Source organism: Microbacterium mitrae (assembly GCF_008017445.1).
Taxonomy (GTDB): Bacteria; Actinomycetota; Actinomycetes; order Actinomycetales; family Microbacteriaceae; genus Microbacterium; species Microbacterium mitrae.
This window is the reverse complement of record NZ_VRSW01000001.1, coordinates 693,333-705,499: the sequence shown is the minus strand read 5'-3', so window position 1 is coordinate 705,499 and position 12,167 is coordinate 693,333. Positions and strand designations below refer to the sequence as shown.

Below are 12,167 nucleotides of genomic sequence, written 5' to 3'. Positions count from 1 at the left end.
GAGACACACGCGCGGAGCACGTGTTTCGCCGACCAGAATGTGTTTCGCAGGGATTAGTGCGTGTCTTCGGCCTCGACCTCGGTGCGGTCGCCTGACCACAGCGTGTGGAAGGTGCCCGGGCGGTCGATGCGCTTGTACGTGTGCGCACCGAAGAAGTCGCGCTGTCCCTGGATCAGCGAGGCGGGCAGGCGATCGGCGCGAATGCCGTCGTAGTACGCGAGCGAGGAGGAGAAGGCCGGAGCCGGAATGCCGGCGGCGGCTGCCGTCGCCACCACGCGGCGCCACGCCGACTGGCCGCGGGTAAGCGCGTCGACGAAGTACGGCGCCGTCATCAAGACGGGCAGCTCAGCGTTCTCAACGTAGGCGTCGGCGATGCGGTTGAGGAACTGTGCGCGAATAATGCAGCCAGCGCGCCAGATCTTGGCGATTGCGGCGAGATCGATGTTCCAGTTGTACTCCGCAGCTCCCGCACGAATCTCATCAAAGCCCTGCGAGTACGCCACAATCTTGGAGGCGTAGAGTGCGCGGCGCACGTCTTCGATAAAACCGTCACCGTCGGTGACGGTGAATTCTTCGTCGGGGCCGGGCAACGTCTGGGCGACGTCGCGCTGCTCAGGGTGTGACGACAGCGACCGAGCGAACGTCGCCTCCGCGATGCCAGAAACCGGAACGCCCAGCGACAGTGCCGTCTGCACGGTCCAGGCTCCCGTGCCCTTGGCTCCGGCCTGATCGAGGATGACGTCGACCAACGGCTTGCCGGTTGACGCGTCGATCTGACGCAGAACCTCTGCGGTGATCTCAATCAGGTACGACTCCAGTTCGCCGGTGTTCCACTCGGCGAAGATGTCGGCGATTTCGGCCGGGGACTTGCCCGTACCGCGGCGAATCAGATCGTAAGCCTCGGCAATGAGCTGCATATCGGCGTACTCGATGCCGTTGTGCACCATCTTGACGAAGTGACCGGCGCCGTCGTGCCCAACGTGGGTGACGCACGGCTCACCGTCTTCCGGCGCGATTGCCGCGATGGAACGCAGGATAGGGCCGAGCGTGATCCACGATTCATCTGAGCCGCCCGGCATGATCGAGGGGCCGTGCAGGGCGCCCTCTTCGCCGCCGGAGATACCGGCGCCGACAAAGTTGATGCCGGTCTCGCGAACGGCCTTTTCGCGGCGAATGGTGTCAGGGAAGTACGCGTTGCCGCCGTCAACGATGATGTCACCAGGCTCGAATACCTCGACGAGTGCATTGATCACGGCGTCGGTTGCCGCTCCGGCTTTAACCATGATGATCGCGGTACGCGGCTTCTGCAGCGAGGCTGCGAACTCTTCGTAGGTCTGCGCGGGAACAAACCCGGCCTCCGGGTGCTCGGCGATCAGATCTGCCGTCTTCTCGTAGCTGCGGTTAAAAACCGCCACCGTATTTCCCTCGCGGCTTGCGAGGTTCCGCGCAAGATTTGACCCCATTACGGCAAGACCGACAACGCCAATATTTGCGTGGGCGAGGGATTCAGTCACGAGTGTGCTCCTAAACGTCGTGGGTGATGATGCCAGCGTATCGCGGTGGGTGTGATGCTGAGCGAAAATGACGCCGTGCAAACGACAAAGCGCCCGGCCGGAGCCGAGCGCATCGTCTGAAAGTTACTGCTTCTTGTAGCCGCCACGGCCAAGCATGAACAAGGCTCCGAAGCACGTGACAGCGCCCAGGCCGGCCAGGGCGAGGATGCCCCAGAAGATGATGTGAGTGACTTCAGCGCCCGTCATGGCACCCTCCTTCAACGTATGTGTCTAACGCTACCGCGAGATCGGGTAACATAGGGAATCGACCTCGGCGAGGGATGCGCTTGCATCCGTGATCGACGCGGTGATGTGGCTCCTTGACGGAATCCTCACGCGTCTGCGTTTGAGTCGATACCCACAGACCACCGCACACCACTTGAGTGTGCGCGCCCCAAGGAGATTCACATGACTGAAGACAACAAGGTCGTCGCAGAGGTTCGCGAGAACTTTGGCAAGGGCTTCGCACGCCGCCTGCGCGCTGCTGGCAAGATCCCCGCCGTGATCTACGGCCACGGTACGGAGCCGCAGCACGTCGCACTGCCCGGCCACCAGGTGAGCCTGCTCATCCGTAAGGCCAACGCGCTGCTTGACCTCGACATTGCAGGCAGGGCAGAACTGGCCCTGGTTAAGGACGTGCAGAAGGACCCGGTTCACCAGGTCATCGAGCACATCGACCTCCTCGTCGTGAAGAAGGGCGAGAAGATCCAGGTTGACGTTCCCGTCGTTGTCGTCGGCGAGTCGGCTCCCGGCACCATCGCAAACCTTGACGCGGTTTCGATCGCCCTTGAGGTTGAGGCAACGCACATCCCCGAGCACATCGAGGTTGACATCGAGGGTCTCGAAGACGGCCAGCACGTTTACGCTGCCGACCTCAAGCTCCCCAAGGGTGCAACCCTTGCCGCTGAGGGCGACGTTCTCATCGTCGGCGTTTCGGTTCCGGCCGCCGCTGACCTGGGCGAAGAGTCCGAAGCAGAAGAGGCTGCCGAAGCCGCAGCTGAAGAGGCTGCCGCCGAGTAATTCACTCGCGAGGCGAGGGGGCGCGATTTTCGTGCCCCCTCGTTTGCGTTAGGGAGTTTGCGTAGGAGAGAACATGGCTGAGACCTGGTTGGTCGTGGGGCTCGGAAACCCCGGGGCGCAGTACGAGCACACCCGTCACAACATCGGACAGATGGTGGTGGATGAGTTGGCGCGGCGTCGAGGCGAGAGCTTCAAGGCACACAAGGCGAACGCGCGAGTGGCTGAGGCCTGGGTTCGCCCGGGCGGAGCCAAACTCATTTTGGCCAAGCCCAATTCATACATGAATGTGTCGGGCGGCCCGGTTGCCGGTCTGGCAAAGTTCTACGGGGTCGACGCAGACCATATCGTCGTGTTGCACGATGAGCTGGATATTCCGTTTGACACCATCAAGATGAAAATCGGCGGCGGTCACGGCGGCCATAACGGTGTTCGTGACATCGCCAAGGCGCTCGGAACCCCGGAGTTCTTGCGCGTGCGCGTAGGGATCGGTCGCCCGCCCGGCAGGCAAGACCCGGCCGATTGGGTACTTTCACCGTTTTCGGGGGAGCAGCGCACGCAACTTCCGTTGCTGGTTGGCGACGCGGCGGATGCCGTCGAGCTGGTCGGCGATGAGGGCCTGCTGAGCGCACAACAGAAGTTTCACGCGCCCCGCGCGTAGCCCCGGCCTCACGTGCCGAGACGCCCGGTGACAACACTGAGGGCCCGCCGTCGTCCAGACGGCGGGCCCTCAGTTGTTCCACTTAGAAGTGGTAGTGCGCGCCCGCTGCGGCGCCGCCGAGCAGCAGACCGACAGCCCAAATGAACGGCCCAAGAATGCCCAGAATGAGGGCAAAAACACCGAGCGCGCGCCCCTTACGCTGAGCGATCGCGATGATGCCGATCACGATGGCCGTGATTCCGGCGATCGAGCCGATCCACATCGACACCTCGGCCCACAGGATGCTGTCACGTACCGGCGCGAAGAACGAGAGGTCGATGTCTTCGAGGTCTGGATCCTCGATGGGGCCGTACTGAGTCACGTACTCGCCGAAACGCTTCACCGCAGGGCCACCCGTGAGAAAAGCCATCAGGGCGCTACCGAACGATGCGATGAGACCAAAGATCAGGGCGACAACGCCGAGCGTTTTCTTGCCAGCGCCAAGCGGCGCGCCCAGCTGCTGACCGTACTGCGGGTACTGCGGCGGCGAATACGGCGTCGCGTACGTGCCGTATGGGCTGGTCTGGCCTGGCTGCTGTTCCCATGCCGCCGCATTGCCACCGGCGCCGCCCCAGGTGGGCGAGGTTTGCTGATAGCTCGGGGCATTCTGCTGCGGGGGAGTCGCCGGCTGCGAGTAGTCCGGGCCGCTGGGCCAGGGATTTTGCTGCTCGGCGCGGTACTGCCCCGCGCCTGCGGAGGGCGCCGCCGTAGGCATCGGGGGGATCGGCGGAACCTCGGGTGACGTCGGGCGGGACCCGGCGGCGGCACCGGTGGCCGGGAATTGGTCGTCCGGCGAAGAGAAAGGCGGCTGGCTCACGCCCCCATACTATGGACTTTTCGTCGCTAGATACTAGGGATCTCTGCGCGGTGTCTGATGCTCGCCGTAGACTCTTGGGGTGAGTTTGACGGGGATCGTACGTGCCATTGAAGCTGCCGAGGCGTTCGCCGACCTCAAGATCGTGGCGCTGGCCGACGCCAATATGTCGCTTGCCGATGGGCTTGACGCGCCCGTGTTGGCCGCAGCGCTCAGCAATCGTGTGCTCTCCGGCAAACCGAATGTGCTGTTGGTGGTCACCCCAACGGGTCGGCGTGCCGATGCCCTCGCCGATGCATTGGGAGACCTGATTCCCGATGCCGATGTGCGATCGTTTCCGGCGTGGGAGACCCTGCCACATGAGCGTCTCAGCCCCAGTGCCGAGACCGTCGGGCGGCGCATTGAGACTCTCCGTGCGCTGCGGGCGTTCGATGGTTCCCGGCCGCTCGTGGTCACCGCCTCCGTTCGCGCCGCTCTGCAGCCCATCGCGCCGCGTCTCGGCGAGGTGCATCCGATCGAGTTGATCGTCGGCACCCGCGGTAACGACCTCGACGCAACCGTTGGTGGTCTCGTTGAGCTGGCCTATTCGCGCGTTGACATGGTGTCGCGGCGTGGCGAATTCGCCGTACGCGGCGGCATTCTTGATGTTTTCCCCGCGGTTGCCGAGCACCCCTATCGCGTTGAGTTCTTTGGCGATGAGGTCGACCAGATTCGTGCCTTCTCGGTCGCCGATCAGCGTTCGTTGCCGGGCGAGGTGGCAGCCGTCGTGCTGCCGGCGAGCCGCGAACTCTTGCTCACCGACGCGGTGCGCTCGCGGGCGGCCGCACTGGTTCCGGCTTTTCCTGGCGTCGCCGCGATGCTGGAAAAAATGTCGGCAGGCATTCCCGTCGAGGGAATGGAGTCGTTGACCCCGGCGCTGATCGACAATCTGGTCTCGATCGTTGACTATTTGCCGCGCGGCGCCGCCGTTGCGCTGATCGACCCGGAGCGATCGCGCGGGCGCGCGGCGACGCTCGGGGATACCAACCGCGAATTCTTGGAGGCGGCGTGGAGCGCGGCGACGGGTGGCGCCGCAGCGCCGGTTGACCTGGGCGCCGGCGACTTCCTCTCGCTCGGTGACCTGCGCGGTGCGGTTGCTGACAACGCGAACGTGTGGTGGACGCTGAGCCCCTTTGACCCGGGCGATGCCGCGGGTGCTGATGAAACGCGCTTTCCCGGCACCGGGGTTCCGTCGTTCCAGGGCAATGTCGAAGGCGCCACCGGCTTTGTCGCCGACCTCGTGTCGCAGGGGTGGAGCGTCGTTGTGGTTGCCGCCGGCGCCGGACTGGTGGAGCGCGGGCGAGACGTGCTGGCTGAGCGCGGTATCGCGGCGCGGATTGCGCAGGACCTCACCGAGGCGCCGGCGGGTGGTATCGTCACGCTCGTGCGCGGGCGCGCCGAGGCGGGCTTTGTCAGCGAAGAGGCACGCCTGGCCGTGCTCACCGAGAACGAGTTCTATGGGCGCACCATCGGCGGTTCCGCCGGGCCGAAAAAGCTCGCCTCGCGCCGCAAGAACGTCGTCGATCCGCTGCAGCTGAAAAACGGCGACTTCGTCGTGCATGCCACCCACGGCATCGGCAAATTCGTGGAGATGACGCAGCGCGAGATCTCGACCGGCGGGCGCAACGCACAAAAGAGCATTCGCGACTACCTCGTCATCGAGTACGCCCCCTCAAAGCGCGGCTACCCGGGCGACAAACTTTTTGTGCCGACCGACCAGCTTGACCTGCTGTCGCGCTACGTGGGCGGCGAGGCGCCCGTGCTTAGCAAAATGGGCGGCAGCGATTGGGCTCAGGCCAAGACCAAGGCGCGCCGCGCGGTGCGCGATATCGCCGTGGAACTCGTGAAGCTCTATTCGGCGCGCATGGCCGCCAAGGGGCACGCGTTTGGGCCCGATACGCCGTGGCAACGCGAGCTGGAAGAGGCGTTCCCGTTTGCCGAAACTCCCGACCAGCTGCAAACGATCGACGAGATCAAGGCCGATATGGAAAAGCCAATCCCGATGGATCGTCTGCTCTCCGGCGACGTCGGCTTCGGTAAGACCGAGGTGGCCGTTCGCGCCGCCTTCAAGGCGATTCAAGATGGCAAGCAGGTCGCCATGTTGGTTCCGACGACCCTGCTCGTGAAGCAACACCTAGAGACCTTCACCGAGCGGTTCGCCGGTTTTCCGGTCAAGGTCAAGCCGCTGTCGCGCTTCCAAACCGATAAGCAGGCGCGCGACACGGTCACGGGACTGCTCGATGGAACCGTTGACATGGTGATCGGAACGCACCGCATCTTGACAGAGCAGGTGAAGTTCAAAGACCTCGGTCTGCTAATCATCGATGAAGAGCAGCGATTCGGCGTCGAGCACAAAGACGCGCTGAAGAAGATGAAGACCAACGTCGACATCCTCGCGATGAGTGCGACCCCCATTCCGCGCACGCTGGAGATGGCGGTCACCGGCATTCGCGAAATGTCGACGCTGCAGACGCCGCCAGAAGACCGCCACCCGATTCTCTCTTTCGTCGGCCCCAACAACGACAAACAGGTCGCGGCTGCGATTCGCCGCGAACTGTTGCGCGAGGGGCAGGTGTTCTTCGTGCACAACCGCGTGCAGTCGATCCAGCGCGTCGCCGCGCACTTGGCAGAGCTGGTTCCGGAGGCGCGCATTGCCGTGGCGCACGGCCAAATGGGTGAGCATGCCCTGGAGCAGGTCGTCGATGCGTTCTGGGAGCGCGAGTTTGACGTGCTGGTGTCCACCACCATCATCGAGACGGGCCTTGACATCTCCAACGCCAACACGATCATCATCGACAAGGCCGACAAATACGGCCTCAGCCAGCTTCACCAGCTGCGCGGTCGCGTTGGTCGTGGGCGAGAACGCGCCTACGCGTACTTCCTGTACGACGATGCGAAGCCGCTCACCGAGACGGCGGCCGACCGCCTGCAGACGATCGCCGTCAACAACGATTTGGGCTCTGGCATGCAGGTCGCCCTCAAAGACCTCGAACTGCGCGGCGCAGGCAACATGCTGGGCGGCGAACAGGCCGGGCACATTGCCGGCGTCGGCTTCGACCTCTACCTGCGCATGATCGGTGAGGCTGTGGCGACGTTCCGCGGCGAAGAGACCGAGGGGCCGACCGAGCTTCGCCTCGAACTGCCCATTAACGCGCGCATTCCCGAGACCTATATCGACAGCGAGCGGTTGCGGTTGGAGGCCTACCAAAAGCTCTCTGCGGCGGCCACGGTCACGGCAAAAGACGAGGCCATCGAGCTGGTCATCGACGAGCTACAAGACCGCTACGGAACCATGCCGCCGGAGGTCGCGGGGCTGGTGGCCGCGGCCCGGTTGCGCCGTCGCGCCGCGCAATCCGGGCTCGAAGATGTCGTTGCCATGGGCAAGAACCTGCGCGTGGCGCCCGCGCGCTTCGAAGACTCGATTCGAGTGCGGATGCAGCGTCTGTATCCGCAGGCCAAGCTCATCGCCAGCGGCGACGCTCTGGTGGTTCCGATGCCAACATCCGGCGGCGAACCGTACGAATCTGACGATCTGTTGGCGTGGGTTAACCAGCTGCTAAACGCGCTGTATCCGCTGCCAGAAAAGCCCGTTAACGCCTAGCCCGGCACGCTATCGCTTTCTATCTCACACGGAAAGCGGTAGCGTCTGGCCATGCTGTACGAACACCTTGGCGCCACGCCCCGCGTTCACCCCGACGCCGTCGTCGCACCCACCGCGGTCATCTCCGGAGACGTCGAAATCGGTGCTGACTGCCAAATTCTGCACGGCGCCGTGATCACGAGCGAGGGCGGGCCCATCGTGCTGGGCGAGAACGTCATCGTGATGGAAAACGCCATCATTCGCGCGGCGGCGACCGCTCCCGTCCACATCGGCGATCACACGCTCATCGGCCCCGGTGCCTCCATCAGCGGCGCCACCGTCGGTGCCGAAGTTTTTCTCGCCACCGGAACGCGCGTCTTCAACGGCGCGCGCATTGGGGACCGTGCCGAAGTGCGCATCAACGCGGTGGTGCATTTGCGCACCGTGCTGCCCGACGACGCGGTGGTTCCGATCGGATGGGTGGCCGTCGGCGAGCCGGTAGAAATCCTGCCACCGCACGAGCACGACAAGATTTGGGCCGCGCAACGGGAGCTCGATTTTCCCGGATACGTTTTCGGCGTTGACCGGGAAACTCCTGATGTCATGGTGCAGCTGACCGAGCGCTACGGGCGCGCGCTCTCGCGTCATCGCGACGACAAGCCGGTCCCTGGCACGTAGACTGGTCACGGCTCTGCGGGAGCCATGGTGTGTCGGGAAGCCTGGTCGACGATTCCGAACCGAACCATGTTGGAGTGAATCGTGAGCCTTTTGCGTTCTGCCCGCTTTCCCGCCGTCATGCTGCTCATCGCGGCAGCTGTAGGCCTGATTTTGGCGAACTCGCCCCTCGGTCCTGGCCTTGCCGAACTGAAGAGCACCCACCTCGCCATCGAGGGCACCCCGTTTGACCTTTCGATCGCGCACTGGATCTCCGACGGACTGCTCGCGATCTTCTTCTTCGTTGCCGCCATTGAGTTGCGTTACGAACTCACCAAGGGTGCGCTGCGCGAACCACGCAAGGCCATGGTTCCGGCGATTGCCGCCGCCGGCGGCGTGATCGTGCCGATCTTGGTGTACCTGGCCTTCACAAACGGCACCCCGTCGGCGACCGGATGGCCCATTCCCACCGCGACCGACATTGCGTTCGCGCTGGGTGTGCTTGCGGTGTTTGGCCGCGGACTGCCGGGCAATGTGCGCGCCTTCTTGCTCGCGCTTGCCATCTTGGATGACATCGTCGGCATCATTTTCATCGCCGTGCTGTTTACCACGGGGCTAAACCCGGTGTGGCTTGCCGTTGCCGCGGGCCTCGTGCTGGTGTTCTTCGTGCTGAGCCGCGTGCAGCCTCGCACCACTACCGACGCCGCACTGCGTCAGGCGGCGCTGCTCATCATCGGTATTGCGACGTGGGCGGCGGTCTACCAGAGCGGCGTTCACGCCACGATCGCGGGCGTCGCGCTCGGATTCGCCATGGCGCCCCGCAAAGCCGATCGACTGCGTCACCGCCTCGAGCCTTGGGTCAATGCGCTCGTGCTGCCGATCTTCGCGTTCTCCTCCGCCGCGGTGATGGTTCCGTCCGTCAGCATGAGCGAGCTCAGCCCGGCATTCTGGGGCATTTTGGTTGCGCTGCCCGTTGGCAAGATCATCGGTATCGCCCTGGCCGGTTACATTGCGCAAAAGGCGCTCGGGACCCAGTCAGATAGCCATCTGCCCATTGGCGACCTCATTGCCGCCGGTGCGCTGGGCGGAATCGGCTTCACCGTGTCGCTGTTGCTGGGGGAGCTCGCCTTCAAGGGCAATGCAGAAGTCGGCGCCGAAGTCACCCTCGCGGTACTCGCCGGATCGATCATCTCTATGATCCTCTCCGCAATCTTGGTAACGTTGCGCGCCCGCTCCTACCGAAAGGCTGCTGCCGTCGATGCCACATGACCCGCTGCGTCTGCCCGCCGACACGATGCGTGCCGTGGGGGAGAGGTGTGTGTGGAGTCAGCAAATGACGCATCAGGCCCTGTTGCCCTATCTCATCGAAGAGGCCCACGAACTCGTCGACGCGGTCGAGCGGGGCGATGACGATGATCTACGCGAAGAGCTTGGTGATGTGCTGTGGCAAGTGCTGTTTCACAGCGATATTGCGGCGCGATCGGGTCGCTTCAGCATCGACGATGTGGCGCGTGATCTGACCGACAAGATGACGCGCAGGCACCCGCACGTGTTTGCGGGTGAGGTGGCGCAGACTCCGGAACAGGTGCTGGTGCTGTGGAACGCCGCCAAGGCTGCCGAAAAGCGAGAGCGACAAAGCGTGCTCGACGGCGTTGCCCGTTCCATGCCTGCCCTCGCCTATGCCCAAAAAGTGCTGGGGAAGGCCGCTGACGTTGGGGTGCAGGCGCCGATGCTGCCGCTGGCGCTGGAAAGCGAACACGATATCGGGGCGGCCCTGCTCGCCCTCGCGGCGCTCGCTCGAGCACACGGCTGGGACGCCGAGGCGCTGCTGCGCGCCGAGGTGCATCGCGTGGAACGCGAAGTGCGCGCGGTGGAGAACCCAATCGGCAACGACGCTGACGAAGCCTGAATCTCGCCGCGCTCCCGGGTGACCGCCACGGGTTTCGGCCAACCCCGCCAATGATGGAAAGATAGTGGGGTGGCAAATGTGAACCCTCCCCGTGGCATGCGTGACTTCCTTCCGGCTGAGAAGGCGCGTCGCGAGCGCGTGCTCGCCGTGATCCGTGACCGGTACCGTGCGCACGGGTTCGACGAGATCGAGACCCCCGTTGTCGAGGATTACGCGCGTCTGCACTCCGGCATGGGAGGAGACAACGAGAAGCTATCGTTCTCGATCCTCAAGCGTGGGCTCGATGCCAACGACTTTGTCGCCGCTGCCGGCGATGTGTCTGCGCTGGCAGACCTCGGGCTGCGGTTCGATCTGACGGTTCCGCTCGCCCGCTTTTACGCCACCAACCGTGGTGACCTGCCCACGGTTTTTCGCTCCATCCAGATGGCGCCGGTGTGGCGCGCTGAGCGCCCGCAGAAGGGTCGCTACCGCCAGTTTGTGCAGTGCGACATCGACATTATTGGCGATGCGTCGGCGCGGGCTGAGGCGGAGCTGATCGTTGCAACGCTCGACACCGTTGATGCCTTCGGGCTCGACGGTGCGAGCGTGCGCATCAACGACCGTCGCGCGCTCGACGCGATGCTTGACGTCTTCGGCTTCACCCCGGAGGAGCGCCCCGGCGTGTTGATCACGATCGACAAGCTCGACAAGGTGGGTGCCGATGGCGTGGTCGCCGAACTTCGTGAGCGCGGTGTGACGGCCAGCGCCGTTGATGCCTTCGAGACCTTTATGCAGCGCCCGCAGACCCTCGAGTTCCGACCCTTTGGTGAAGACCAGATCCGCAAGGCGCTGCCGGCTGGCATGCCCGATGACGTGATCGCGCACCTCGCGGGCATCGGCGAGGTGGTGACGGCGGCGCGGGGCGAGGCCCCCCTCGTGTTTGATCCCTTCCTGGTGCGCGGCATGGGGTACTACACCGGAACCATCTTTGAGCTCGCTCACCCGAGCGTGAACTATTCGCTGGGCGGCGGTGGCCGCTACGACGGCATGATCGGTCGCTTCCTCGGTCAGGACGTGCCAGCCGTCGGCTTCTCCATCGGTTTCGAACGCATCGTTGACCTGCTCGAAAACAACGAGGCAGATTCGGCGCCAGCCGTCGTTTTGGTACACGACAAGAACGTTGACGTGGCACGCCTCATCGCGTTGAAGGCTGAACTGGTGCGCGAGGGCATGCGCGTGCGCATCGAACAGCGCACCAAGAACCTCAACGGCCTACTCAATCGTGCTCAGGCTGATGGGTACGGCGCCTTCGCAACGGTCGCCGCCGACACGACTCGCGAGACGTTAGAGCTCAAGCAGCTGGGCTAGTTGCCCTGCGCCGCGGTGACGCGCTTCTTTTCACGCACGTACACCTCGCGGCGCACCTTGGCGACCACATCGCCGTCTTCATCGGTGATGACCGTCTCAAACCACTCCAGCATCTTCTTGCCGCCGCGGGCGTGTTCACGCACCTGCTCCGCGCGTTCGCGACTCACCTCAAAAACTGCGGTCAAGGTTCCGCGCCCCGGCTTGATGAACTCAATCTCACCACGGGTGTCCCACACCACGTAGTCCGATCCGAGCTGGTGCATCAGCAGCATGAAGAAGTACGGGTCGGTCATCGCCGACATGGAACCACCGAAAGCGGTTTTCACGTAGTTGCGAGTGATGAGGTTGACGCGAAGCGTGACGACCGCACGCGTCCAGTCGTCGGAGAACTCACGCACCCGAATGCCGGAGAAGAAGTTGGGAGCCCACAGGCTCATGCCAATGGCGAGGCGGCGGGGAGTGATTCGCATGCGGACAGTGTGGAACGGGTGTGAGGATTGCGCAAATCGAGTTGTAGAACAATCACAACGAGCGCAGGCTTGCCAGTTGTTCTA

Annotated in this window: 11 protein-coding genes; 7 read left to right on the top strand and 4 right to left on the bottom strand. The window is 64.0% G+C overall.

From position 1 onward, the window contains the following. Nucleotides 1–53 precede the first annotated feature (53 nt). Both gndA and FVP60_RS13280 read right to left on the bottom strand, forming a co-directional pair. Nucleotides 54–1,514: an NADP-dependent phosphogluconate dehydrogenase gene (gene gndA / locus FVP60_RS03405; protein WP_147824840.1), complete on the bottom strand. Its 1,461-nt coding sequence runs from the start codon at nucleotides 1,512–1,514 to the stop codon at nucleotides 54–56. Between the two features lie 123 nt (nucleotides 1,515–1,637). Then, entirely contained in the window at nucleotides 1,638–1,760 is a 123-nt protein-coding gene (locus FVP60_RS13280; RefSeq protein WP_281289100.1) for a hypothetical protein, read from the bottom strand. Between the two features lie 201 nt (nucleotides 1,761–1,961). On the opposite strand from FVP60_RS13280, the gene FVP60_RS03400 reads away from it, so the two are divergent. Both FVP60_RS03400 and pth read left to right on the top strand, forming a co-directional pair. Continuing rightward, nucleotides 1,962–2,573: a 50S ribosomal protein L25/general stress protein Ctc gene (locus tag FVP60_RS03400; RefSeq protein ID WP_147824839.1), complete on the top strand. Its 612-nt coding sequence runs from the start codon at nucleotides 1,962–1,964 to the stop codon at nucleotides 2,571–2,573. Nucleotides 2,574–2,646: 73 nt separating this feature from the next. After that, nucleotides 2,647–3,231, top strand: a complete 585-nt coding sequence (gene pth, locus FVP60_RS03395; RefSeq protein WP_147824838.1) for an aminoacyl-tRNA hydrolase — start codon at nucleotides 2,647–2,649, stop codon at nucleotides 3,229–3,231. 82 nt (nucleotides 3,232–3,313) lie between these two features. On the opposite strand, the gene FVP60_RS03390 is transcribed toward pth, so the two are convergent. Continuing rightward, the gene (locus FVP60_RS03390) at nucleotides 3,314–4,087 is read right to left on the bottom strand and encodes a hypothetical protein (RefSeq protein ID WP_147824837.1); all 774 of its coding nucleotides are present in this window, start codon (nucleotides 4,085–4,087) and stop codon (nucleotides 3,314–3,316) included. A 79-nt stretch (nucleotides 4,088–4,166) separates the two neighbouring features. Here FVP60_RS03390 and mfd point away from each other — a divergent pair, with 79 nt between their 5' ends. The 5 genes from mfd (at nucleotide 4,167) to hisS (ending at nucleotide 11,613) form a co-directional block, all read left to right on the top strand. Continuing rightward, nucleotides 4,167–7,724: a transcription-repair coupling factor gene (mfd, locus tag FVP60_RS03385; RefSeq protein WP_425463439.1), complete on the top strand. Its 3,558-nt coding sequence runs from the start codon at nucleotides 4,167–4,169 to the stop codon at nucleotides 7,722–7,724. 51 nt (nucleotides 7,725–7,775) lie between these two features. Next, the gene (locus FVP60_RS03380) at nucleotides 7,776–8,381 is read left to right on the top strand and encodes a gamma carbonic anhydrase family protein (RefSeq protein WP_147824836.1); all 606 of its coding nucleotides are present in this window, start codon (nucleotides 7,776–7,778) and stop codon (nucleotides 8,379–8,381) included. Between the two features lie 81 nt (nucleotides 8,382–8,462). Then, entirely contained in the window at nucleotides 8,463–9,626 is a 1,164-nt protein-coding gene (nhaA, locus tag FVP60_RS03375; RefSeq protein WP_147824835.1) for a Na+/H+ antiporter NhaA, read from the top strand. Next, nucleotides 9,616–10,266 (top strand): nucleoside triphosphate pyrophosphohydrolase, encoded by a 651-nt coding sequence (locus FVP60_RS03370; protein ID WP_147824834.1) that lies wholly within the window; start codon nucleotides 9,616–9,618, stop codon nucleotides 10,264–10,266. The genes nhaA and FVP60_RS03370 overlap by 11 nt, the downstream gene beginning before the upstream one ends. A 96-nt stretch (nucleotides 10,267–10,362) precedes the next feature. Further along, nucleotides 10,363–11,613, top strand: a complete 1,251-nt coding sequence (hisS, locus tag FVP60_RS03365) for a histidine--tRNA ligase (protein WP_222705899.1) — start codon at nucleotides 10,363–10,365, stop codon at nucleotides 11,611–11,613. Here the strand turns inward: hisS and FVP60_RS03360 are convergent. Further along, on the bottom strand, nucleotides 11,610–12,083 hold the full coding sequence (locus FVP60_RS03360) for a DUF4442 domain-containing protein (protein WP_147824832.1): 474 nt from the start codon (nucleotides 12,081–12,083) through the stop codon (nucleotides 11,610–11,612). The genes hisS and FVP60_RS03360 overlap by 4 nt on opposite strands. Nucleotides 12,084–12,167 lie beyond the last annotated feature (84 nt).